The following is a 25674-nucleotide window of genomic DNA, read 5'->3' on the forward strand; positions in this document are numbered from 1 at the left end:
AGAAGAACAGATGAGCATTTCTTAAAATTCGTATAAGTAAAAAGCGGACTTTCCCTATGGAGGAAGTTCGCTTTTTCTCTATGTCTCACAAACTCTGGACAAATAGTAAACTATTAAACCTTCATGTTCTTTTCCGTGTGCTTGATAAAGAATTTCGCTTAATTAATTTCGTATCTTTGTGAAGATAATATGAATGCTGAAGTGCAGCTTTATATAATTCTTGGATAATTTATAAATAATTTCATTATTATAAAAGGTAGGTTAAAAAAATATTTTAACAAGAACAAGCTTAGCAGTGACCCCGCTAGATGCTTGCGTCGAGGAGGCTTGGCAGACAGTCGGCGAAATGGGAGCGGATTTCTGAAATCAAGCTGGAGCGTTTTTAAATAAAAAACAGGCAAAACTGAATAAGGACTTGGTTTTACTGCATGATTTTTTGTTTTAAATGAACTGAAAACCCAATGGATTGAAGAAATATGCGACACTCCTGCCGAAAAACTGGTTACCCGAGACCCCACAGACGCTTGCTTTGATGCGGCTTGGCAGACAGTCGGCGGAAAGGGAGCGGATTTCTGAAGTCAAGCTGGAGCGTTTTTAAATAAAAAACTGCAGGCAAAACTGAATAAGGACTTGGTTTTACTGCATGATTTTTTGTTTTAAATGAACTGAAAACCCAATGGATTGAAGAAATATGCGACACTCCTGCCGAAAAACTGGCTACCCGAGACCCCACAGACGCTTGCGTCGAGGAGGCTTGGCAGACAGTCGGCGGAAAGGGAGCGGATTTTTGAAATCAAGCTGGAGTGTTTTTAAATAAAAAACTGTAGACCGAAAATGAATTAGGATTTTTCTATGTATTTTAGAAAATTTTAAGATTTGTGTGATATGTTTTTTAAGTTCAAAGAAAAATTATCATGCATATGCAGGAACAGCAGATAAACGGTGAACTTTTCTATATAAGAGAAAACGAGAGATCGAACGGGGTGAACATATTTGTCAATTAAAATGAGGTTTCTGTTGTCCTACGTTGGCGTAATTCTTATTTCCATCACTTTATTTTTAGCAGCTGGATTTTTACTTATTTTTGCAATAACAGGTGATGTAAAATCGATAGAGCATTTATATAAAAACTCTTATCTCCAAAAACCTTTGACTGCAGTAGAAGAAAGTGTGTTTCTCGATTTAAAGCTTTTGGCAAAAAATAACCCTGAGCAGCTTCTAAACGAAGAACAGCTGATGAAGCTTGAACATAGAGATATTAAGATTGTCGTTAGAAAAGGTAATAACATTGAGTATGCGTCCCCCGTATTTGATAAGCTAGGTTTGGTTCAATCACTTCCCATTTTCGAAGAAACGAACATCAATACTCGGGACACAATCAAAATGAAAGACTCTTTTTTCACATATGTGAAGTTTGATTTTTATTTTTCGGATAAAAGTGAAGGAAGTATTTTTGTAATGAGAAAGGCAAGTTCCTATGCCGAGCTGACTCGGGAGTCATTTCCCATTTTATTCGCTCTATTGTTATTACTGTTTGTAATGATTATTGGACTTTTAAATTATTTAGTTTCAAGAAGCATCATCAAACCTATCTCAATCCTTAAAGAGGGAGCAGAGCGGATAAAATCAGGAGATTTAAACTTTGAAATCAAAGCGGCTTCGAATGATGAAATCGGACAATTGAATAGGGAATTTGAGGAAATGAGAAAAAAATTAAAAGAGTCCGTAAACCTTCAGCTTCAGTATGAGGAAAATCGCAAAGAACTACTTTCCAATATTTCTCATGATTTGAAGACACCTATCACTTCGATTATGGGATATGTTGAGGGGATAAAAGACGGAGTAGCAAACACCCCACAGAAAATGGACAAGTATTTATCGACGGTATACCTAAAAGCAAAAGATATGGATTCATTGATAGATGAATTGTTTTTATTTTCCAAGCTGGATTTAAAAAAGGAACTATTCACTTTTGAGACGGTCAGACTAGATAAATATTTGAAAGACTACGTAGAAGAACTTCAATTGGATTTACTTCAACAAGGAATCCAGATTGACCTTCAACAGCTGAATAAACCGATATACGTAACGGCGGATAGAGAGAAACTGAAACGCGTATTGGCCAACCTGATCAGCAATTGTGTAAAGTATATGAATAAAGATGAAAAACACATTTCCATTTCTCTGCATGAAGGACTATATGATGTAGTAGTACAAGTCACAGATAATGGCTATGGAATAGAATCTTCTGCTTTGCCTTATATTTTTAACCGCTTTTATCGTGCTGAGCAATCTAGAAATTCCCTGACAGGCGGAAGTGGTTTAGGACTTGCGATCGCAAAAAAAATTATCGACGAGCATGGAGGAGATATCTGGGCTACCAGTGAGATAGGAATAGGTACAAGTGTCTTCTTTTCCATAAAGAAAGGTGAGGAAATGTGAAAAAGATATTACTTATTGAAGACGAAGTCAGTATTGCTGAATTACAAAGGGACTATTTGGAAATTAGTGATTTTAGTGTCGATATTCAACATACTGGTGATGCAGGTCTCCAACAGGCACTTCAAGGAAATTATCAATTAATCATTTTGGACATCATGCTTCCAGGGTTGAATGGATTTGAGATATGCAAACAAATACGTGCTGTCAAGAATATCCCGATTTTGCTTGTATCCGCGAAAAAGGAAGATATTGATAAAATTCGGGGGCTTGGACTAGGGGCAGATGATTATATTACAAAGCCCTTTAGTCCAAGTGAACTAGTTGCAAGAGTGAAAGCACACTTAGCGCGTTATGAACGTTTATCAGGAAGTCACCCCAAATCTAATTCAATCTATGTCCATGGAATTTCAATAGATAAGTCAGCACGCAGGGTTCACATAAACGGGGAGGTGGTCCCGTTTACAACAAAGGAATTCGATACTTTAGTGTTTTTTGTCATGCATCCGAATCAAGTATTAAGCAAAGAGCAGCTTTATGAAAATATTTGGGGTTTGGAATCGGCTGCAGATGTTTCGACTGTCACTGTCCATATCAGGAAACTACGTGAAAAAATTGAAAGAAATCCTGCCCATCCTAAATTTTTGGAAACCGTTTGGGGAGCAGGGTATCGCTTTAATGTTTAAATAGAGTGTTTTATGACCCGTCACGAAGGTGACGGGATTTTTTTATAAACATTAAGAAACTTTATGAATAAGTTAATCATTTTTTAAGAAATCGTTTAGAGGGAGTTTAATATTAGGCACTAATATAATGGAGACGGATTGAGAAAGGATGGTGTGTTTCATGTGGAGACGGCTAACGATTGTCATCGGATGCCTATTCATCCTTCAAGGGTGTGTCTTAGATAGCGAAAGAGAGCCAAATAAACAACAAAAGGAGTCAGGAAAGGGAATGAATGAACTATTGATTCAAGCAGTAGAACGAAAAGAAACGGAAAGAATAAGAAGTTTGATTGAGCAAGGTGCAGATATTAATACACAGGATTCGGTGGGGCGAACCGCCACTATGATTGCGACTTATAACAACGACGTAGAGTCTGCAAAAATCCTTATTGAAGCGGGTGCAGACGTCAACATTCAGGATGACATGAAAAATAGCCCTTTCTTGTATGCCGGTGCTGAAGGTTATCTAGATATACTTAAACTTGCAATTGAAGCAGGCGCAGACCCGTCTATAACCAACCGTTATGGAGGAACGGCTTTAATCCCTGCTTCGGAACATGGATATGTAGAGGTTATTAAAGAACTCCTAATTAAAACTGATATTGATGTGAATCATGTAAATAATCTCGGTTGGACAGCTTTGCTAGAAGCTATCATTTTAAATAATGGTGATGGAAAACAGCAGCGAACAGTCCAATTGTTAATAGAACATGGGGCAGGTGTCAACATTCCTGATAATAATAATGTGACCCCTTTACAACATGCCCGCGAAAAAGGATTTAAAGAGATTGAACAAATTTTACTAACAGCTGGAGCAAAATAACCAGATCGCTGATACTTTCAATTTGTAATGTCAATTGGCTTACTAATTAATTAAAACCACAATATGATATGAGGAGACGAAAAAATGAACAAAAAAGCAAAAATTTCATCATCTATACTACTTGGATTAACATTGGCCCTAACAGGATGTAACACAAACGCACAAGAAAATCATAGTGCCCAGAAGCAGGAACAAACTGCCAAAGAAAGTAAACAAGAAAACAAGTTAACAGCAGGACAGGAATTGACTAAAATTCTTAGTAGCACGAATTGGCAAGGTACAAAAGTTTATGATAAGAATAATAATGACTTAACAAAGGAGAATGCTAACTTTATTGGACTCGCGAAATATGACAGTGAAACATCCAGATATGAATTTTTTGATAAAAATACAAAAGAAAGTCGTGGAGATAAGGGAACTTTCTTTATTACCAATGGGAAGATGCGAGTTTTAATTTCAGAATCGATGGGTTACCAGGCCGTTGTTGAAATAACAGAACTGAATAAGGATATGTTCACCTATAAAAGAATGGGTAAAGATGCTAAGGGTAATGACGTAGAGGTGTTTGTTGATCATATTCCTTATACTGAAACAGAACTTTCCTTTACAGATCCAGACAAAGATTTGGAAACTTACACAGGGGACGTAGAAACAGATGTTGATGGAGATGAAATTTTATCAAGCACCCCATGGCAAGGAACAGTGGCATTGGATGAAAAGGGAAATGATGTATCAAGCTATAACTCGAATTATTTAGGTCTAGCAAAATATGATGAAAAAACAAATAAGTATGAATTTTTTGATGCTAAAACCGGTGAAAGCCGTGGTGATTACGGCTATTACGATGTAGTTCACGGAAATAAGATAAGAGCCCATGTTTCACTAGGGGAAAATAAATATGGCGCAGTTCTTGAACTTACAGAGCTTAATGAAAATAAATTCACTTATAAACGAATCGGTAAAGATAAAGAGGGAAAAGATATAACGATAACAGTAGAACATATACCTTATGAAGGTGATTTGAAACTAAAATCAACTAAGTAAAATATTAAAAAAGGGATTTTGCATTAATAGCAAAATCCCTTTCTTAATATAGTAATAGAATGGTGGTTCAAGATGTTTAAGCGTTAAACCGTTCAACAGATGTTTCCAGGTCATTAGCAAGCTTTACCATCGATGAGGTGGAGAAGGAAATGTCCTCCATTGATTTCGCTTGTTGATCGGTTGATTGTGCCACTTGCTTTGAAGCCACTGCAGTTTCCCTTGTCAATCCTGCAAAATCTTCTATCGAAGCATTGATTTCCTGAGAACTTGCTGCCATTTGCTCTGTAATGGCTGATATTTCTTGAATCTGATCACTAACATGCTCAAAAGATTTTATAGTCTGTTTAAAAGTTTCTCTTGTATTCAGCACAAATTTTGTCCCTTCCTCTACCTCTTTAGTTCCAGTTTCCATCATTTTCACTGATTCATTTATGATGGATTTAAAATGAAGTAGCGACTCTTGAATATTGATTGCAGATTCCTTCGTACCTACTGCCAATTTCCGTACCTCGTTCGATACCACCGCAAAACCTTTACCTTGTTCACCGGCTCTAGCAGCTTCAATGGCCGCATTTAGGGATAGCAGGTTGGTTTGCTCGGCAATTCCTGTAATTAAATGTACAATATTCACAATCTCATTTGCTTGTTCGTCCAAATTCTTTATTTTTGAACTTGTTTGCCGCATCACATCTTTTACTTGCAGAATTTGATTTGAGAGTTCATTTATATCTTCATTTCCAATGGACATCCTAGTTGAAACATGATTTGTCTGTTCGCTGACTTCTGAAGAAGCTTCGGCAATTCTTTGTATACCTATAGTCATTTCCTCGATGACCCTCGATGATTCTTCACTTCTGTGCAATTGTACTTCCGCAGCTCCTGCAACTTGCTGAATCCCATTAACGATATATTGCGTGGAAGTATCCATTTCTTTAATTTTGTGTTCGATATCACTTGATGATTCCAATAGCTGGAATGATGAGCTTTTCATGGAGTTGACGATCATAGTTGTATTGGTGATCATTTCCTCAAAGGATTTAACTAAAACTTTGATTTCGTCGTTTCCCTTAACCCTTGTGTTGCTAATCAGTTTATTGGCTGTTAATAAATCTCCATTTGAAATTTCCTTTGCAGCCAAGCTGACCTTGAGAAGCGGGCTTAACTTTCTAGTCAAGAACCATATTAAGGCCCCCACCACAATCGCCATTAAGATTACATTGATTATTATCGTCAGGGGAAGGATGCCACCCAGAACCTTGCTGGCCGTAGCATCGACTTTGCTGGCATCAATATCCACCCCTAGAATACCAATAACCTCGTTCCCTTTCTTTATGGGAACAAAAACGGATAAATAATCACCATATTCAGGATCATGAATGATGGAAGTGGTAGAAACCTTTCCCTTCATGACGCTTTCTACATCCTGAAATGAAGTAGCGGTTGTGGGCGTTAAAATGGGAGATGCTTTTTTATCTCCCTTACCCATTCCGTCTACAAGAATATGGACTTTTTCGCTATTTTCGTTAATCCCCAATGTATATACATATAATGCTCCAGTTTTTTGTCTATAATCATTTAACTGCCCGCGTATCTCCCAATATGTAGAGGTTTCGGATTGATTATTTAAAAAATCAGCATAAGATGTTGGATTTATTCCTTGAGAGATGTTGCTTGCTATGTCTAAGCTGCTCATGGCGATTGTTTTCTCAACCGTATCATTTGTACTTTTATACATTAATAGTAAACTTCCAATCAATGTAATGATCATGCCTGTCAAAAGAACAAAACCTATTTTCGTACTGAGTTTATTCATCTTTGTTTATTCCTTCCCCGTGTTATATATTAACCATAATTTATATATCGGTAATAATTAAATATATTTAATGAGATCTTTTAAAACCTTCGGAAGGAGTTTTTATGGCTTTATTCTTTAACCTGTTGTAAGAGGGGGGCGTAATGAATGTATTTTAACGAAAACCTGAAATTGTTTGATTTTCTATCCTATAAATATCCTAGTATAGTAATAAACGAATTTCATCTTTCCATTCTCATTCAATAAATCTCATGAATGCCAATCCTGTAAATATTAATTAGTGAAATAGGGTAATTGTTAAATTGTTATAAAATTCAAAAAAATGGTTTGACATTAGTAAAAATGGAAGCTTATAATCAACGTAAGATTTCAAATATAAAAACTGAGTTTTATATTATAGAACAAATTACCTTTTATTTTATTAAAGTAATGGTTTAAAAGTTGAATCAACTTGTGAAAACGTAATTAGAGGTGAATTGTTTTTTCCTTACTCTGAATAAAACAAGAACAGAGTTTTATATTATAAAACAATTTGTTTTTTGCTTATACAAGGGTGAGGAGAAGTTTTTAAGATTAGCCATAATGATAACGCTTACAAAAAATGGGGAGGGTTTTTATTGAAAAAAAGAAAGCTTTTTGTATTTTCCACAAGCTTAACTCTTGCAATGGCATTCCTTTTATCAGGATGTGGTGGAAGTGAAGGAGAAAAAACCAGTGGATCTGGAGTAGAAAAGAAAACTATTAAAGTGGCACATTATTTTGCTGAAAATCATCCTCAAAACATTGCTTTGAAAGAAAAATTCAAAAAAGTGGTTGAAAAGGAGAGTAATGGTGATCTAGAGGTTCGGATTTATGCGAACAGTACATTAGGTGCAGAAAAAGAATTTTATGACGGCGTCAGAAACGGAACAATCGAAATGGGTGTCCCTGGGCTTATTATGCAGTCGGACATTCCTAAAATGGGTGTTCCGGAATGGCCCTTCCTATTTAGGGATTACGATCATGTAAAGAAGGTATTGAATGGACCTATCGGAGAGGAATTGACAGAAGAGCTTGATCCAAAGCATGGAGTGACACCGCTTGCATGGAGTGCAAACGGATTTAGGATGTTTTCGAGTAATCGCCAAATTAAGAGTATGAAAGATTTTGACGGACTTCGACTCAGAATGCCGAACATCCCGAATTACATAAAATTAGGTGAATCATTGGGGGCAAACGTTAGCCCATTGCCTATTTCAGAAGTTTTTACCGCACTTGAACAAAAGGTTGTTGATGCCCAAGACAATCCCATTGCCACACTGAGATCCTCGGGGTGGAATGAAGTTCAAAGTGATGTACTGGAATCCAAGCATATGTTCAGCCCCAATATTTACATTATCAATAGCAAATTCTACAAAGGGCTAACAAAGGAGCAACAAAAAATCATTCAAAAAGCAGCAAAGGAGTCGGCAGCATATGAGTTTGATTTGATGGAAAAAAGTTATGAAGATGACAAAGCATATCTAATGGATAATGGAATCAAATTCACTAAGCCTGACGAAGACTTTTCACAAAAAATGTTAAAAGCATCTCAACCTGTTTATGATGAAGTCTTTGAGAAAAATGACTGGGCGGAGGAGCTGGTCGGAAAAATAAAAGCAGAATGAAGAAGGCGCTTTAGATAGGAAGGGGGAGATGTATAGGTGAATAAAATATCCAGAATCATGGAAAATTCGTTGAACATTATTATGGCAGTTGCTTTAGCAATAATGGTCGTACTCGTGTTTGGTAATGTAGTTCTTCGTTATTTCTTTAATTCAGGAATTACTTGGTCAGAAGAAATGTCAAGGTATCTCTTTATTTGGTTGACGTTCCTTGGCGCCATCGGAGCTTTCAAAAACAAAGAACACTTAGGTGTCGATATGGTCATCAAACGGCTCCCGAATAAGATGAAAAAAGTGGTACTTGTTATTAGTGATTTGATGATGTTATTCGTTCTTATCCTGATCTTGGATGGCAGCTGGAAAATGACATTGATAAACATTGATAGTACTGCACCGGCCACTGGTATGCCACTGGCATTTGTATATGGGACAGGTATTCTTGTGAGTGTTTCAATGGGCAGCATGATCATTTTCAATTTATATCGGGTTTTCTTCAATAAAATTAAAGACGATGAATTGGTGATGATAAGTGAGTCAGAAGAGCTAATTTCTCTCCATGCTGATGAATTCGCTTCAGATATTAGGATCGGTAAGGAGGAGAAACAGGGATGATAGGTGTATTTGTCGGATCTTTACTGGGAGCCATGGGACTTGGAATACCGATTGCCTTTGCCTTACTTGTAAGTAGCGTAGTGTTAATGTATTTCCTTGGTATTTTTGATAGTCAAATAATCGCACAAAATCTAATCAGTGGCGCCGATAACTTCCCTCTAATGGCCATACCGTTCTTTATGCTGGCAGGAGAGGCGATGAATAGGGGCGGATTATCACGGCGTATCGTTGAGATGGCAATGAACTTGGTTGGCCATATCAAGGGAGGCCTAGGCTACGTTGCGATCATAGCGAGTGTGCTGTTTGCGAGTTTATCAGGATCTGCTGTTGCCGATACTGCAGCGCTTGGGGCTATATTAATTCCAATGATGGTGAAATCCGGATATGATGTGAACCGATCAAGTGGATTGATTGCATCAGGTGGTATCATTGCCCCGATCATTCCGCCAAGTATTGGCTTTATCATTTTTGGTGTCGCGAGTGGTGTGTCCATTACAAAGCTGTTTATGGCAGGAATCGTTCCAGGAATTTTACTAGCGGTTGGACTTACGGTTACCTGGGCCATTGTCGCACGAAAAGATAAAGTCGCCGTTAACCCCCGAGCTTCAACAAAAGAAATACTTACTTCACTTCGTCAAGGCATTTGGGCTCTATTCCTGCCAGTCATTATCATTGGTGGATTGAAATTCGGTTTATTTACACCGACTGAAGCGGCAGTGGTGGCGGCAGTCTACGCAATTTTTGTCGGTCTTGTAATCTATCGTGAAATGAAAGTGAAAGATTTGTATGAGGTCTTTGTACATGCAGGAAAAATGACGAGTGTTGTCATGTTTCTGGTCGCTGCAGCTCTCGTATCATCCTGGCTGATAACTGTAGCCGATTTACCTGGTCAGGTAATTGGATTACTGGAGCCATTTATGGAGCATCCATTCCTTCTATTAATAATGATAAACTTATTGGTTATCGTTGTTGGAACCGCTATGGATATGACGCCGACAATCCTTATTCTAACACCTGTCTTGATGCCTTTGGTGGTCGCTGCAGGGATTGATCCCGTTTACTTTGGTGTCCTGTTTATCCTGAATAATGCCATCGGTTTACTTACACCACCGGTCGGAACTGTGTTAAATGTCATGTGCGGCATAAGTAAGATCAGTATGGAAGAAATCATGAAGGGGATTTGGCCTTTCTTGCTCGTGGAAGTAATTGTATTGATCTTGTTGATTTTGTTTCCTTCCATAGTGCTGGTTCCTCTAGAATGGTTTACCTCCTAACGGAATTAAACAAATATTTGGTTCTGTATCCTGGTATTCATCTTATTTTATAGGAGGAAAATGAAAATGAATAAATTGTTCAAACGTTTGGCGGTTGGAGTTTTACTGCCTTCAGTACTACTATTAAGCGCTTGCGGAAGCGGACAAAATGAAAGCGCCACAGCTGATGGTATACAGGAAAGAACGATTAAAGCAGGAATCGGAAATAGTAAAATGCACCCACAAGGGCAGGGGATGGAAAAATTTAAAGAACTCCTTGAAGAAAAAAGCGGCGGGAAAATGAAAGTCAAAAACTTTTTTGATGCCACCCTTGGAGATGATCAGAAAATGACAGAAGCACTTCAAGGCGGTTTACAGGAAGTAACAGTACCTTCAACTTCTCCACTTGTCGGTATGATTAAGGAATTTGGAATTTATGATTTCCCATTTGTCTTTAATAATGAAGAGGAAGCTTATACAGTACTTGATGGTGCAGTAGGCCAAAAGCTTTTGGATAAATTACCGGAACATGATTTAGTAGGTTTGGGATACTGGGAAAACGGGTTCCGAAACTTAACCAACAGCAAACACCCTGTTAAAACGGCTGAGGATTTCAAAGGACTTAAACTTCGTACCATGCAAAATGAAGTGCATTTAGATGCATTTTCCAAGTTGGGTGTTAATCCATCGCCGATGGCTTTCTCTGAAGTATTCACTGCTTTGGAAACAGGCACTGTTGATGGTCAGGAGAACCCACTCGCAACGATTCAAACGCAAAAATATAATGAAGTGCAGGAATACTTAAGTCTTACAAATCATGTTTATACACCATTTGTATTCCTTGTAAGTAAAAAGTTCTGGGATGACCTTTCAGAACAAGAGCAAAAAATCATGAGTGAGGCCGCACAGGAGGCTGGAAAGTATCAACGGGAAGTTAACCAAAAAGAAAATGAAAAAGCACTTAAGTATCTAAAAGAAGAAGGAATGAAAATCAATGAAGTAGAGCCGGAAGAAATGGAAAAAATGAAGAAAGCCATCCAACCAGTGACGGATGAATATGCTCAGAAATTTGGACAAGATCTAGTAAAAGAAATGATGAGCGAAGTTGAAAAAGTACGCGGTAAATAATCCATTCTGTCTGGAGGAACGAAAATGGATATCATCTCTGAACTATTACGTGAAATCAAATTACCGAAAATGGTCAAAGTGAGGCAGAAATTTCGTACCCCACAAATCGCTGATGTAGCTGGTGAGGTGGAGAAAGCGATTAAGGAAGCAGGTGTCTTATCAAGAATAAAAGATAATGACAGGGTGGCAATTGCAGTAGGCAGCAGGGGGGTAGCGGACCTTCCTACTTTAGTAAGAGAAACGGTGGCTGCCGTTATGGAGGCTGGTGGCAATCCTTTCATCGTACCTGCAATGGGAAGCCATGGTGGTGCCACGGCGGAAGGGCAAATCGATGTGTTGCTTCAGCTGGGTATTTCAGAAGAGGCGGTTGGAGCGCCAATCAGGTCATCGATGGAAGTTATTAAACTGGATGAATTGCCAAATGGCCTCCCTGTCTATATTGATAAGCTTGCATATGAATCCGATAAAATCATAGTCATTAATCGGATAAAACCGCATACGGCATTTCGTGGACCAGTTGAAAGCGGACTTATGAAAATGATTACAATCGGTTTAGGCAAGCAAAAGGGAGCCGAAGCTGCACATGCATACAGCTTTAAGTATATGGCGGAACATGTCCCTGAAATGGCGAAGATTTCCTTGTCAAAAGCTCCTATCATATTTGGTCTCGCGACGATTGAAAATGCTTATGATAAACCAGCGAAAATCGTCGCAGTCCCAGCAGAGGAACTGGGGGAAGTGGAGCCGGGACTATTGCTTGAAGCAAAATCATTGATGCCGAAAATACATTTCGATTCGATGGACGTACTTATTGTAAATGAACTCGGAAAGGACATTTCGGGGGATGGAATGGACCCGAATATAACGGGTAACTTCGCCACACCATATGCTACCGGGGGGCCAGACGTTAAACGGACCGTTGTACTCGGACTTACTGAAAAAACTCACGGTAATGCAAACGGCATCGGCATGGCAGATATGACGACAAAAGCCGTCATGAATGAAATAGAATGGGAAAAAGGGTATGCAAATGCACTCACCAGCACAGTAACAGATGTAGTAAAGCTCCCGATGTTTTTGGATACGCAGGAATTGGCTGTAAAAGCAGCCATCAAAACGTGCAATGCCTTCGATTTGAATAAAGTGAGAGTAGTAAGAATTAAAAACACTCTTGAAATCGGTGAAATTTGGATTTCTGAAAGCATGATGGAAGAAGCTTTAAAAATTAAAGATATAGAGATCTTGTCAGACCCAGAAGAATTGGTACTGGACTAAAACTGATCTTTATAGAACGGAAGAATTGATTTGAAACCAGAAAAGGAGTGCTGAAATGACACACCTATATCCCCTTATTGATAACGAAATAAACCCTTACCGCGATAATGTACAGGGAAAAGCAAATGAACCCATTACGGTTGCAGGGCTGTTGGACCGCTCGAAGCTGACGCTTGGAGCTACATATGAAGGGGGCAAGCCTGATTGGACGCTTGAAGAAATTTATTTGCGGCTAGAAAGGAATGCCCCGCGTATCGCAATTATCGGTGGCTCGTCCGATCACCCGGCCCATATAATGGATTACCAAACGTCGGCACGGGCAGCAATCCGCATCTGGCAAAACGGCGGCGTGCCGTTTCATTTCTCGACACCGGTAATGTGTGATGGCACTGCGCAAAACAATCAAGGAATGAGTTACTCTCTCCAGAGCCGAAACGCAGTTGCACAAATGGTTGTCAACCAGTTAGAAGCTCACAGTTATCATGGTGCATTTGTCATTCAAGGGTGTGATAAGCAGCCTCTTGGTGTTGTAAGTGCACTAGCACATGTTGATCGAGTTCGCCGCAACCGAGGTGAAGCACCATTTTTCGCAACATTCGCACCTGCTCACGTTTTAGAAGGCGGTTCGATTCCAGCAGACGTGATTGAAGAATTGGAAACTCTTGCGAAAAATGCGGAAAGTAAAGGCGCAGCCGATGTAGCCATTGATTTACGAGATACGATGGCATATATATTGCAATGTTCATCGAATACTGCATTCCAGGGCGTGTTTGAACGGGCCTATGAACGAGGAATATTGACGAAGGAACAGCATAAATATTTTGAAATGAGACTTGCAGTCGCAACATGTGACGGGCAGGGAGGTGTATGTGCCTTCAATGGTACGGGGAATAGTTCACGTCATTTAGTGGCAGGCATGGGTCTCGTCCATCCAGCCGTTGAGCTGTTAACCGATCCTCCAACACAACGCCAGATTAACTCTGTACTTGATAGTTTTGCCGGCATGATAAACGAAGAGCGCTACGGCGTGGCCAACATTGTCGCTGCGAACATAAAAAATGCAATCCGCATTCACAGCGCTTCGGGTGGTTCTACTAACTTAATGATGCATATTGTCGCAGGCATGCTTTATGCGGGATACAAATTCAGTTTATGGGACCTTGACCGCATTCACCATTTACATCCAATTCCTGACTTATTTGATTACAGTTTGACAGAAGGTAGGGACATTTATTCACTTGCAATGCAGTGTTGCAGCGGGACAAGCAGGGGAATGGAAACACTTTTTTATGAACTCATTGAGAATGGTGTACCAATGGATCAGGATGCCCCGACTGTCGCCGCAAAAACTTGGAAAGAACGTCTTTCGATTACAAAAAGCTTAAAAGCGGTTAATGTAAAGGAAAATCAGGTGATTTTATCCAGCCCACGCCGTGGATTCAGTGGTGTTGATGTATTAAAAGGAAACTTTTTTGAAAGCGCCGTTGTAAAAATCAGCGGAATGCCGACACCACAGCTTGACCAATTCGATGATAAACTGGCATTTGTCCTTTATTACGAAAATGAAGATGATGCAAATAAAAGCCTGCTCGATTCTAATCTGCTTTCAAAGATAAAAGAGCAAAAGCTATTCGGACATAATCTATTGCTCGAATCTCTTAAATACAACAATGAGCCTGAATGGTCGCTTCTAAAAACTGCTACCTATGGGGAGTTATTTGACAGGATGGTTGAAGAAGGCACATTGAAAATTGCGGTTATTATATCAGGACAGGGGCCAGTGGCATTCGGAATGCCGGAAATGTTTACACCAATGCAACACATCAATGCAAATCGTGTTATGAAAAAAATCGCTACAATCATAAGCGACGGCCGCTATTCAGGAGTCACATATGGTGCTGCTATAGGACATATGACACCGGAATCGTATGAAGGTGGCGGAATTGGTTTACTTAAATCAGGGGATGTAATTCACCTTCAACTTCGTGATCGACGGATTGATTTAGTCGATGCTACTCAACTTCATTCAGGAAAGGTTGTTCATGATTTTACTGATCATTTAAAAAAAGAAAGACAATCATTAGCAGCTGAACGCAAGCAACGGATGAAAGCTAGACAAAAAATGGTTGCGGCCAGCAACAGGATGTTAGGACATACAGATGCAGCAAATGGTGTGGTTCCAATCGCTGTCATTGAGGATGCAGTACTTGATTACGAACAGGATATTATTCTCCAAGGAAAAAAAGTAGAAATAAAGTGAGGAATGCTCGTCAAAAATCCGATAATATAAAGGTAGACAGAATAATTAAAGGAGTGAGGAACGATGCCTATCATCCAATCGGTGGAGCGTGCCTTGAAAATATTGGATTTATTTGATGAGCGTGAGCGCGAACTAACTATCACGGAGATAAGTAAACGAATGAATTTACATAAAAGTACGGTTCATTCACTTTTAAAAACCTTACAGGAGCATCACTATATTTCACAAGGTGAAGAAAATGGAAAATACTCGCTGGGATTAAAGTTATTGGAGAGGGGAAGCGTTGTTGTGACCCATCTCGATTTGCGCAATGTAGCCAGAAAACATCTTGAATGGGTTTCAGCAACAACGAATTTAACGCTGCACCTTGTCATATTGGACGGGCAGGAAGGTGTCTATATCGATAAAGTGGAAGGTACTGGGGTAACGGTCCTGTATTCCCGTATTGGCCGGCGTGTTCCAATTCATACAAGTGCAGTTGGCAAATCTCTTGTTGCAACGAAAACGGATAGTGAACTGGATTTGCTCTTGGAAGGCTATGATTATACGGGACCGACAGAAAGATCGATTAGATCCAAGGAGCAGTTTTTAGTAGAAATCGAAAAAGTACGCATTAATGGGTATTCAATGGATAATGAAGAAAATGAACCGGGCATTTTCTGTCTTGCCGTACCGATAAAAGATTATTCAGGAAAGGTAATCGCTGCAATGAGTGTATCGATGCCTGCTTCGAAAGTAAACGAAGAAACACATGAGTATTATGTACGTCTCTTAAAGGAATGCAGCAGTAAAATTTCGCAGGAGCTCGGTTATGAATATCAAAAAATATAAAAAGAGGTCTGCCATTAGGAGGAACTAGCAAATGAGAATTATTCGCTATGTAAATGAAAACAAAAAACAACTTGCTGCCGTTACAAACGAAAACAATGTGGTGGACCTTCCATTTATGGATTTTATGTCGTTGATTTCAACGGCACGCCATGAAAACAGAACTGCGTTTGACATTGTAAAACAAATTGTCGCCGAAGGGGAAAAGCAGCCATTGGAAGGTCTTCAATTAACTACGCCTATCGACGCACCGGAAGTATGGGCATCTGGCGTTACGTATAAGAAAAGCAAGGAAGCACGTAACTACGAAGCTACGCAAGGGAAGCTGGACCGCCAAACTTTCTATGACAAAGTTTATGATGCAGTGCGTCCTGAGATTTTCTTTAAATCGACTGCAGCAAGAACCGTAGGCCCGAATGACCCGGTATACTTGCGTTCAGATTCAAAGTGGCAAATTCCGGAGCCTGAGCTTGGTCTTGTCATCGATAAAAAGGGAACGGTACTCGGATATATCGCAGGTAATGACATGAGCTGCCGTGATATTGAAGGTGAAAATCCGCTTTATCTCCCACAGGCAAAAGTTTGGAAAAATTCTTGTTCCATTGGACCGGCCATCTTGTTAAAAGAGGCTGTTCAGGATCCATATGAGCTTAAAATCATGTGCCGGATTTTTCGAAATGAAGAAAAAGTATTTGAAGGTGAAGCGAAAGTAAACCAATTGAAACGAAAATTGGAAGAGCTTGTCGACTATTTAGTTTTAGATAACACTATTTTTGATGGATCGGTTTTACTTACAGGTACATGCGTGGTTCCGCCAAATGAATTTACATTGAAAGGCGATGACCGGATTGAAATCGAAATACCAGGGATTGGGGTATTAAACAACCCGGTTATCCAAAGTAAAGCAGTTCAAACCATTTAAGGGGTGACAAAATGAGCGAATATAAAACACTTTATTTAAGTAGGAAAGATAGTGTAGCTGTCGCTTTATCCGAAATCCCTGCAAATACATCAGTTGTTGTGAAGTCAGACCTTGAAGAACTTGTCGTACCCATTCTTGAACCGATTCGTTTTGGGCATAAGTTCGCAGTCAAAGCCATCGAACAAGGAGAAGACATAATTAAATATGGGGAAGTCATAGGTGCAGCCTCAGCTTTTATTCCCGCTGGTGCACATGTTCATGTACACAATTTAGAAGGCAAAAGAGGAAGAGGTGACAAAATTGCTGAATGAAAAAGTGCAGTTTTGGGGCTACCGTCGTCCGGATGGCCGCGTCGGTGTACGGAATCACGTACTGATTTTGCCAACGATAACATGTGCAACTCAAACAGCACAGCGCGTCACAGAATTGGTGAGCGGAACCGTCACATTCATTCATCAGCATGGCTGTGCGCAAGTGGGCACTGATTATGATCAAACGGCCAGAACCTATGCGGGGATGGGAATGAATCCAAATGTATATGGTGTCATAGTACTCGGGCTTGGCTGTGAGACACATCAGGCGCACCGTATTGGGGATGAAATTGCCAAATGCGGTAAGCCAGTGGAAACTGTATCGATCCAGGATCATGGCGGCACTCTTCAAACAATTGCCGAAGTATCTAAAATTGCGGTCAAAATGGTCCAGGATGCCTCGATGGTGCAACGGGAATTATGTGATTTTAGCGAGCTGATTGTCGGCACAGAATGCGGTGGGTCGGATGCATGCTCCGGCTTATCGGCGAACCCGGCAGTCGGACGTACAAGCGATTTGGTAGTTCAGCAAGGGGGAACCGCAATATTAGCGGAAACGACTGAACTCATCGGTGCAGAGCATTTGATCGCAAACAGGGCGGCAAACGACCAGGTAGCAAAAAAAGCTTATGCGGTTATTAAAATGATGGAAGACCGCTCGATTCAAATGGGCGTAGACATCCGCACCGGAAATCCAAGTCCGGGAAACATTGAGGGAGGTCTCAGCTCACTAGAAGAAAAATCCCTGGGTGCAGCGACAAAATCAGGTACAACAAGATTGGAAGAAGTCATTGATTATGCCCAGGTGCCCACAAAAAAAGGGCTAGTATGGATGGATACGCCTGGCCATGACATTGAGCAATTGACAGGCATGGTCGCAGGCGGAGCCCAAATCGTTCTCTTTACTAGTGGAAGAGGCACGCCAACAGGTTCTCCTATTTCACCCGTCATTAAAATCTCAACTAATACACCAATGTTTGACAAGATGAATGAAAATATGGATCTAAATGCTGGTACGATTGTCGATGGATTAGAAACCGTTGATGAAGTGGGCAGGCGCATTATGGAAGAAATTCAACACGTTTCAAACGGAAAACTAACAAAAGCGGAGATATTAAAGCAGCATGACTTTGGTATTTGGAGAATTGGACCGACATTCTAAAACGTAAAAGGAGCTAATGATTATGATATCAACTACATTTGCAACGAAAACATATAAAAATTTCATTAATAATGAGTGGGTGAATGCATCTTCTGGAAATACAATCGAAAGTATTAATCCTGCGGACAAAGAGCCGGTTGGCTACGTACAAAGCTCAACCGAAGATGACTTGAACAAAGCTGTAGCTGCAGCGCACAAGGCAAAAAGGGATTGGCGCAGGCTCGGGCAATCTGCACGTGGACAAATCCTTTTTAAAACGGCCAATATATTGGAAGAAAATCTGGATGAAATTGCTGAAACCATGACTCGCGAAATGGGTAAAACGTTACCGGAAGCAAAGGGTGAAACGGCACGAGGTGTTGCAATCCTGCGTTACTATGCTGGGGAAGGGATGCGGAAAGACGGGGATGTTATACCATCATCCGATAAAGATGCCCTAATGTTTACGAAACGAACCCCCCTAGGTGTTGTAGGGATAATCACACCTTGGAATTTCCCTGTTGCAATACCGATCTGGAAAATGGCTCCAGCTCTTGTTTATGGCAATACAATCGTATGGAAACCTGCTACGGAGGGAGCCGTTACAGCTGCGAAAGTCATGGAATGCTTTACCAAAGCAGGCTTCCCTGAGGGTGTTGTGAATTTTATTACCGGTAAAGGCTCGATCATCGGTCAAGGACTCATCGATCATCCGCTTTTGAATGCGATCACATTTACCGGTTCTGAAAGTGTCGGTCAGAGCGTCGCAAAATCAGCTTCCGCCCGCGGCATAAAATATCAGCTTGAAATGGGTGGAAAAAATCCAGTCATCGTAACGAAAGATGCAAACATCGACCAAGCTGTCGAGGCGGTCATCAGCGGTGGATTTCGTTCTTCCGGCCAGAAATGCACAGCTTCAAGTCGTGTTGTTGTTGAATCATCGGTCTATGATGTTTTTAAGCAAAAACTGGTAGAAGCAGCAGCGAAAATAACGGTTGGCAACGGCCTTCAAGATGGAGTTTGGATGGGCCCTTGTGCAAGCGAAAGTCAGTTCAATACGGTGACGCAGTACATTGAAAAAGGCAAGCAGGAGGGCGCAAAACTCATATATGGCGGGGAGATATTAACTGGCGGAGACTATGGTAGGGGCTTTTTCATCACACCAGCGATTTTTGAAGACGTGACGTCCGAAATGGAGCTTGCACAGGCAGAAATTTTTGGACCAGTTATCGCGCTTATGAAAGCAACCGATCTTGTCGAAGCGATTGACTTGGCAAATGATACGAAATACGGATTGAGTGCATCAATCTTCACATCAAATATTAGCTCAATTTTGGATTTCATTGATGAAATTGAAGCAGGTCTTGTCCGCATTAACGCTGAAAGCGCGGGCGTAGAGTTGCAAGCCCCATTCGGGGGTATGAAAGCATCGAGCACGGGTTCGCGAGAGCAAGGTGAAGCGGCGAAAGAATTTTATACAGCCATAAAAACGGTTTTTATTAAAGGTTCTTAACTAGAGTAAGAGAGGTTTCCAAAATCTCTCTTTCTTCCAAAAAATTTATGCGAGGTGCTTGATGAAAATCATAAAAATATCTTTATACAAAGTTCCACCCCGCTGGCTGTTTTTAAAGATCGATACGGATGAAGGCATTTCCGGCTGGGGAGAGCCTGTCGTGGAAGGGCGAGCTGAAACGGTTAAAGCAGCAGTCAACGAATTGACCGATTATTTGATCGGAAGAAATCCAAACGATATTGAAGACATCTGGCAAACGCTATATCGAGGTGGATTTTACCGTGGGGGGCCAATTTTAATGAGTGCCATTTCCGGAATTGAACAGGCACTATGGGATATAAAAGGAAAATACTTCAATATCCCTGTATACCAAATGCTCGGCGGCAAAGCACGTCAAAAAATTAAAGTGTACTCATGGGTCGGAGGAGACCGACCTATGGATGTAGTTGCTGCCGCAAAAGAAAAACAGAAGAAGGGATTCCTTGCAGTCAAAATGAACGCATCAGAAGAAATGAATTACATAGATAGCTTTTCAAAAGTGGAAGCGGTCATCGAACGCGTTGCTTCAATTAGGGAAGCGGTTGGCAAAGACTTTGGCATCGGTGTGGATTTTCACGGGAGGATTCATAAAACGATGGCAAAGGTGATTGTGAAAGAACTCGAACCATACCGTCCAATGTTCATTGAAGAACCGGTGCTCCCGGAAAACAATGAAGCACTTCGTGAGATTGCCTGGCATACTACGTGTCCCATTGCAACGGGTGAAAGGATGTATACGCGCTGGGGCTTTAAGCAGCTACTTCAGGATGGTTATGTCGATATAATTCAGCCGGATCTGTCTCATACAGGTGGTATTTTAGAAGGAAAAAAAATTGCCGCAATGGCGGAAGCGTATGATGTAGCGATTGCGCCGCACTGCCCGCTCGGTCCGATGACTCTTGCTTCATCCATTCATTTGGACGCAACGACACCGAATTTCATTATTCAGGAGCAAAGCCTTGGTATTCATTACAACGAAGGCATGGACATCCTCGATTATATGAAAAATCCAGAATTATTCGACTATGAAGATGGTTATGTGAACATTCCGGATAATCCGGGTCTCGGGGTGGAAATCGATGAGGAGAAAGTGATGCAGGCAGCAGAGACCGGACATGATTGGAAAAACCCAATTTGGCGTAATGAAGATGGGAGTATCGCTGAATGGTAATAAAAGGAGGGGAAATAATGGACTTTCATGGCATCATTCCACCGGTAGTCACCTTATTTGATGAAACGGGGAACTTGGATATGGAGTTGAACAGAAGGTATATCGACCTATTAATCTCACGGAATATTGACGGTATTTTGTTGATGGGTAGTTCAGGTGAGTTCTCATCACTTACAACGGAAGAAAGGAAATTATATGTACGTGAAATGTTAAAGCACATTAATGGACGAGTGCCAGTTATGGTCGGCGTTGGGCATACCGCATTAAAAGAGGTGCAAGAACTGACTTCATATGCAGAAGAGCATGGAGCGAACGGCGTTCTGGTAGTAAACCCATATTACTGGAAGCTGTCTGACGAGCAATTATATCGACATTTCTCCAGCGTAGCGAATCATACTAATCTGCAAGTTTTCATTTATAACATCCCGCTCTTGACCGGACAAAATTTATCAATCGAATTGATTAAAAAATTAGCCCAAGATCATTCAAACATTGCAGGTATTAAAGAGACGGTCAGTGATTTCGGCCACCTTCGTCAAGTGCTGGCGGAAGTGAAGAAAGTTCGCAGTGATTTCAGAGTCTTCTCCGCGTTTGACGAGCATTTGCTTCCGGCTCAAAGGATTGGTGCAGCGGGAAGCATTAATGGAAGCGCTGTCTTTGCCCCGGAAATATCCGTACATTTATATGAATCGTATCATAAAGGGGATCTTGCTGAAGCACAGAAAAATCATCAAATGATTTCAAAACTGATGGATGTGTACAATTACGGTCCGACATTTTTTACAGCCATGAAAGAAGCGGTTCATCAGCGCTGGTTTGACGTTGCGGCTGGACACCGTCCCCCATGCGATGTATACCCTGATGATTTGAGTGACAAAGTAGCTGCTCTTTTAAAAAATATAAATATGAAAGAAGGCGTCCAAAAATGAAAGAATCACGCGACTTGCTCGAAAAATTAGGCTACCCATCAACTGATCTTAAAGAACTTCCTACATCAACGAAAACATTTCCGGACGGTGCTCAATACCGCGTTGAACTGCCAAGTGTAGAAGGTCCAGCGGCACTAAAAGAAACATTGAAAGAAATTGACCGACTCGGTTTGACCATTCACCGAATATCTCAGGGCAGCGGCATCATGCTTCAAACGGATGAAGAGATTAAAGAAATGTGTGAAATGACAGCAGAGCGCGGCATGGAGCTCAGTTTGTTTGTCGGTCCCAGGGGTTCATGGGATGTCAGCGCAGGACCGCTTACGGCAGGAGGAAAATCCCAGGGAATCCGCCATGAAGGATCCGACCAGCTTGTTTATGCCATGGAAGACTTGAAAAGAGGAGCTGCACTTGGTCTTCGCGGTGCGTTGGTTGCGGATGAAGGACTCCTCCTTTTAACGAAAGAAATGAAAAAATTCGGACAGCTTCCGGAAGACTTTGTTGTAAAAGTATCGGTTCAAATGGGTTCATCCAATCCAGTATCCGTTAAATTAATGGAAGACATCGGAGCGGATACCTATAACGTGCCACCTGCATTAACGCTGCCTAAACTTGCAGCAATCCGGCAATCAATAAACATTCCAATTGATTTATACGTTGAAGTTCCGGATACCTTCGGCGGTTTTCTTCGCTATTATGAAATACCGGAAATTATCCGTGTATTGGCGCCTGTATATATCAAATTCGGTCTTCGTAATCACCCGGATGTATACCCATCAGGGAAACAATGGGAAAGTACGAACATCTCACTCGCTCAAGAACGTGTACGTCGTGCCTCAATTGGTATTCAAATGATCGAACGATATTTTCCAGAAGCCAAAACATCGAAACTCGGTGCAGAAGGACTCGGTATTGCAAAAATTGAAAAGGCAGCAGCGAAATAGATGTCTGGTATTACAAGAAAGGAGTTGAGCCCAAATGCCCTTTAAAATATTATTAACGGATTACGAATTTGACCATTTGAAATATGAAGAAGAGATTTTTCAAAAAAGCGGTCTGGAAATCGATTTCATCAAAGCGCAATGCAAAACTGAAGAAGAAGTAACGGAGCAGGCAAAAGAAGTGGATGCAATTTTAAATCAATATGCTCCTATTTCACGGCGAGTCATCGAGTCGCTTGAAAACACCAAAATCATTTCCCGCTATGGGGTTGGCGTCAATACAATTGATCTCAATGCGGCTAAAGAAAAGGGGATTACTGTCGCCAATGTACCGGATTATGGCATGGAAGAAGTATCGAATCATGCATTGGCACTTTTACTTTCGTCGGCGCGGAAAGTGACACTGTTAAATAAGGAAGTGAAAAAAGGTAACTGGGACTTCAAAGTGTGTGTCCCGATTCACCGTTTTAACGAACAAACGGTTGGGGTTCTAGGCTTTGGCCGGATTCCGCGCCGTTTCATTGAAAAAGTGAAACCGCTCGGTTTTAAAACCGCTGCTTATGACCCTTTCGTATCGACGGCAGACATGGCTGCTGTCGGGGTTCAAAAAATGGATCTCGACGAAATTATAGGCGAAGCCGATTATTTGTCGATCCATGTGCCCTTAATTGATGATACATACCACCTGATCAATGAGGAGCGCCTTAAACAGATGAAGAGAAATGCGGTCATCATTAACACGGCACGTGGACCGATAATCGATGAAAAAGCACTTTCTGATGCACTTGAAAAAGGGATCATTGCAGGTGCAGCACTTGATGTGACAGAAAATGAGCCGGTCCGAATCGATAGCCCGCTAATCACAATGGACAATGTCATCATTACGCCGCACAGCGCCTGGTATTCTGAGGAAGCGATGGTTGAACTTCGTCAAAAAGCAGCAAGAAATATCATTCAGGTCTTAAAAGGGGAAAAAACACCATACGCATTAACCTAAGAAAGGGGAAAAATATGAAAATAGCAACTTTTTCCGTGCAAACCGAACAGCACATCGGTCTTGTTCAAGATGATCAAATTATCAGCTTAACGGCTCTCGGTCCAGAAGAATTTCCTGCTTGCATGAAAAAATTCATAGAACGAAGCAGCGAGTTACGCACACGTGCTGAACAGTTAATCGAGCAAAGGATGAATGAGGATGCTATATTCAAACCGTCAGAAGTGAAAATACTGCCGCCAATCGCAAAGCCGGATAAAATCATTTGCGTAGGACTTAACTATTTTGATCATTGCAAGGAAACGGGGATGGAGCCGCCTGTTTCGCCAGTCATTTTTTCAAAATATTCGAATGCGATTGCAGGTCATAATGATGCGATTGAAATCCCAATTAATTCAAACGAGGTCGACTTTGAAGCAGAACTTGCGTTTGTCATTGGAAGAGAAGCGAAACATGTATCAGAAGATGAGGCAATTGAATACGTCTTTGGCTATACAATTATGAATGATATAAGTGCGCGAGATTTGCAATTTCAGGACGGGCAGTGGTCAAGGGGCAAAACGGCAGACACATTTGCACCATTAGGTCCTGTTATCGTTACACATGATGAAGTGGGCGATCCCCACAAACTAGCGATTAAGCTTGAATTAAACGGTGAAATTATGCAGGATTCAAATACAAGTAACCTAATTTTTACGGTTCCGAAAATCATATCATTTTTATCACAGTCCATGACACTAATGCCTGGTGATTTGATTGCAACTGGTACGCCACCTGGCGTTGGAATGGGGCGGAATCCGAAAATCTGGTTGAAAAATGGTGACCGGATAAACATTAGCATTGAGAAGATCGGCACGCTTTCTAATTACGTAAAAGCATGATAAGAGAAAGAGGATGATGATATGGATGTTGTAACCATCGGTGAAACAATGACAGTGTTTACCCCGAATGAAGAAGGCCCACTTCGCCACGCCCGATCGTTTTCAATGAAGTTTGGCGGTGCGGAATCCAATGTTGCAATCGGGTTAAGCCGACTCGGTCATAGGTCACGCTGGATAAGCCGTCTCGGCGAGGATGAATTTGGAGATGCCATGCAATCGTTTATTCGCGGAGAAGGCGTTGATGTGTCATATGTAACTCGTGACCCTGATGCACCTACCGGGGTTTTTTTTAAAGAATTCAGAGGGCTGAATGATACTAGAGTTTATTATTACCGGAAAGACTCGGCAGCTAGCAAAATGACAGCAGAATTACTATCGGAAATTGCCATTCAAGACGCCGCTTATCTCCATATTACCGGGATTACCCCTGCACTGGGGAATTCGTGTCAGTCGCTCTTGGATAAAGCAATCCGCATTGCTAAAGAAACCGGAACAAAAATCGTCTTCGATCCGAATATTCGTTTGAAAATATGGGGTGATGAAAATGAAGCACGTCACATCATAACAAAGTACGCCTCGGAAAGTGATATCGTCATGCCTGGGGTGACCGAAGCTGAATTTTTATACGGTTCCCATTCTCCGGAAGATTTTGTCGATCACTTCCATGAACTCGGTGTCGAAACAGTCTTACTTAAATTGGGCAAAGAAGGCTGTTTAATTTCTGCCCCGTCTGTACCGAAAACATACGTTCCTGGATTCTTTGTTGAACGGGTCGTTGATCCCATCGGTGCTGGGGATGCTTTTGCATCCGGTGTACTTTCAGGCATGCTGGATGGCCTGCCGCTAGATGAAGCCGTAAGACGTGGAAATGCCATGGGAGCAATGGTTACGATGGTAAATGGCGATGTGGAGGGTTTGCCGGTCCGTGCAGACCTCAATTTGTTCATGAGTGGCGTCACAGATGATGTAACGAGATAGAAAGGTGGAAA

At 41.1% G+C, this 25674-nt stretch carries 22 protein-coding genes; 21 read left to right on the forward strand and 1 reads right to left on the reverse strand.

Going from position 1 to position 25674, the window contains the following annotated elements:
• Positions 1-993: 993 nt before the first annotated feature.
• From ACIQ0C_RS05075 to ACIQ0C_RS05090, 4 genes are all read left to right on the forward strand, one after another.
• On the forward strand, positions 994-2442 hold the full coding sequence (locus ACIQ0C_RS05075) for a sensor histidine kinase (protein ID WP_403057626.1): 1449 nt from the start codon (positions 994-996) through the stop codon (positions 2440-2442).
• On the forward strand, positions 2439-3125 hold the full coding sequence (locus tag ACIQ0C_RS05080; protein ID WP_403057629.1) for a response regulator transcription factor: 687 nt from the start codon (positions 2439-2441) through the stop codon (positions 3123-3125). The genes ACIQ0C_RS05075 and ACIQ0C_RS05080 overlap by 4 nt, the downstream gene beginning before the upstream one ends.
• Before the next feature lie 160 nt (positions 3126-3285).
• Positions 3286-3987, forward strand: a complete 702-nt coding sequence (locus tag ACIQ0C_RS05085) for an ankyrin repeat domain-containing protein (protein WP_403057632.1) — start codon at positions 3286-3288, stop codon at positions 3985-3987.
• 84 nt (positions 3988-4071) lie between these two features.
• Positions 4072-5031: a DUF4822 domain-containing protein gene (locus tag ACIQ0C_RS05090; protein ID WP_403057635.1), complete on the forward strand. Its 960-nt coding sequence runs from the start codon at positions 4072-4074 to the stop codon at positions 5029-5031.
• Between the two features lie 76 nt (positions 5032-5107).
• Here ACIQ0C_RS05090 and ACIQ0C_RS05095 read toward each other — a convergent pair whose 3' ends face one another.
• The gene (locus ACIQ0C_RS05095; RefSeq protein WP_403057638.1) at positions 5108-6844 is read right to left on the reverse strand and encodes a methyl-accepting chemotaxis protein; all 1737 of its coding nucleotides are present in this window, start codon (positions 6842-6844) and stop codon (positions 5108-5110) included.
• Between the two features lie 617 nt (positions 6845-7461).
• On the opposite strand from ACIQ0C_RS05095, the gene ACIQ0C_RS05100 reads away from it, so the two are divergent.
• The 17 genes from ACIQ0C_RS05100 to ACIQ0C_RS05180 all read left to right on the forward strand — a co-directional run bounded on the left by ACIQ0C_RS05100 (position 7462) and on the right by ACIQ0C_RS05180 (position 25663).
• Complete coding sequence (locus ACIQ0C_RS05100) at positions 7462-8490, forward strand: TRAP transporter substrate-binding protein (RefSeq protein WP_403057641.1); 1029 nt, start codon at positions 7462-7464, stop codon at positions 8488-8490.
• 36 nt (positions 8491-8526) lie between these two features.
• Positions 8527-9099: a TRAP transporter small permease gene (locus tag ACIQ0C_RS05105; RefSeq protein WP_403057644.1), complete on the forward strand. Its 573-nt coding sequence runs from the start codon at positions 8527-8529 to the stop codon at positions 9097-9099.
• Positions 9096-10373 carry a TRAP transporter large permease gene (locus ACIQ0C_RS05110; RefSeq protein WP_402837497.1) on the forward strand — a complete coding sequence of 426 codons (1278 nt, stop codon included), beginning with the start codon at positions 9096-9098 and terminating at the stop codon, positions 10371-10373. Before ACIQ0C_RS05105 ends, ACIQ0C_RS05110 begins: the two co-directional genes overlap by 4 nt.
• Positions 10374-10433: 60 nt before the next feature.
• Positions 10434-11480 (forward strand): TRAP transporter substrate-binding protein, encoded by a 1047-nt coding sequence (locus ACIQ0C_RS05115; protein WP_403057647.1) that lies wholly within the window; start codon positions 10434-10436, stop codon positions 11478-11480.
• Between the two features lie 24 nt (positions 11481-11504).
• Complete coding sequence (locus ACIQ0C_RS05120; RefSeq protein ID WP_403057650.1) at positions 11505-12755, forward strand: nickel pincer cofactor-dependent isomerase, group 22; 1251 nt, start codon at positions 11505-11507, stop codon at positions 12753-12755.
• A gap of 55 nt (positions 12756-12810) precedes the next feature.
• The gene (locus ACIQ0C_RS05125) at positions 12811-15015 is read left to right on the forward strand and encodes a dihydroxy-acid dehydratase domain-containing protein (RefSeq protein ID WP_403057653.1); all 2205 of its coding nucleotides are present in this window, start codon (positions 12811-12813) and stop codon (positions 15013-15015) included.
• 63 nt (positions 15016-15078) lie between these two features.
• Complete coding sequence (locus ACIQ0C_RS05130; RefSeq protein ID WP_403057656.1) at positions 15079-15846, forward strand: IclR family transcriptional regulator; 768 nt, start codon at positions 15079-15081, stop codon at positions 15844-15846.
• Between the two features lie 31 nt (positions 15847-15877).
• Positions 15878-16765 carry a fumarylacetoacetate hydrolase family protein gene (locus ACIQ0C_RS05135; RefSeq protein WP_403057659.1) on the forward strand — a complete coding sequence of 296 codons (888 nt, stop codon included), beginning with the start codon at positions 15878-15880 and terminating at the stop codon, positions 16763-16765.
• Positions 16766-16776: 11 nt separating this feature from the next.
• The gene (locus ACIQ0C_RS05140) at positions 16777-17076 is read left to right on the forward strand and encodes a UxaA family hydrolase (RefSeq protein ID WP_402837485.1); all 300 of its coding nucleotides are present in this window, start codon (positions 16777-16779) and stop codon (positions 17074-17076) included.
• Positions 17066-18238, forward strand: coding sequence for a UxaA family hydrolase (locus ACIQ0C_RS05145; protein WP_402837483.1), 1173 nt, complete (start codon positions 17066-17068; stop codon positions 18236-18238). Before ACIQ0C_RS05140 ends, ACIQ0C_RS05145 begins: the two co-directional genes overlap by 11 nt.
• 22 nt (positions 18239-18260) lie before the next feature.
• On the forward strand, positions 18261-19730 hold the full coding sequence (gene gucD, locus ACIQ0C_RS05150) for an alpha-ketoglutaric semialdehyde dehydrogenase GucD (protein WP_403057662.1): 1470 nt from the start codon (positions 18261-18263) through the stop codon (positions 19728-19730).
• A gap of 61 nt (positions 19731-19791) precedes the next feature.
• On the forward strand, positions 19792-20940 hold the full coding sequence (gene dgoD / locus ACIQ0C_RS05155) for a galactonate dehydratase (protein ID WP_402837479.1): 1149 nt from the start codon (positions 19792-19794) through the stop codon (positions 20938-20940).
• 17 nt (positions 20941-20957) lie between these two features.
• The gene (locus ACIQ0C_RS05160) at positions 20958-21869 is read left to right on the forward strand and encodes a dihydrodipicolinate synthase family protein (RefSeq protein ID WP_403057665.1); all 912 of its coding nucleotides are present in this window, start codon (positions 20958-20960) and stop codon (positions 21867-21869) included.
• Complete coding sequence (locus ACIQ0C_RS05165; RefSeq protein WP_403057668.1) at positions 21866-22813, forward strand: hypothetical protein; 948 nt, start codon at positions 21866-21868, stop codon at positions 22811-22813. The genes ACIQ0C_RS05160 and ACIQ0C_RS05165 overlap by 4 nt, the downstream gene beginning before the upstream one ends.
• Positions 22814-22847: 34 nt before the next feature.
• Positions 22848-23807, forward strand: a complete 960-nt coding sequence (locus tag ACIQ0C_RS05170; RefSeq protein WP_403057671.1) for a C-terminal binding protein — start codon at positions 22848-22850, stop codon at positions 23805-23807.
• Positions 23808-23821: 14 nt separating this feature from the next.
• Positions 23822-24685 (forward strand): fumarylacetoacetate hydrolase family protein, encoded by an 864-nt coding sequence (locus ACIQ0C_RS05175; RefSeq protein ID WP_403057674.1) that lies wholly within the window; start codon positions 23822-23824, stop codon positions 24683-24685.
• A 21-nt stretch (positions 24686-24706) separates the two neighbouring features.
• Positions 24707-25663: a sugar kinase gene (locus tag ACIQ0C_RS05180; RefSeq protein WP_403057677.1), complete on the forward strand. Its 957-nt coding sequence runs from the start codon at positions 24707-24709 to the stop codon at positions 25661-25663.
• Positions 25664-25674 lie beyond the last annotated feature (11 nt).

Source organism: Peribacillus sp. NPDC096448, from assembly GCF_044762675.1.
GTDB lineage: Bacteria > Bacillota > Bacilli > Bacillales > DSM-1321 > Peribacillus > Peribacillus frigoritolerans_B.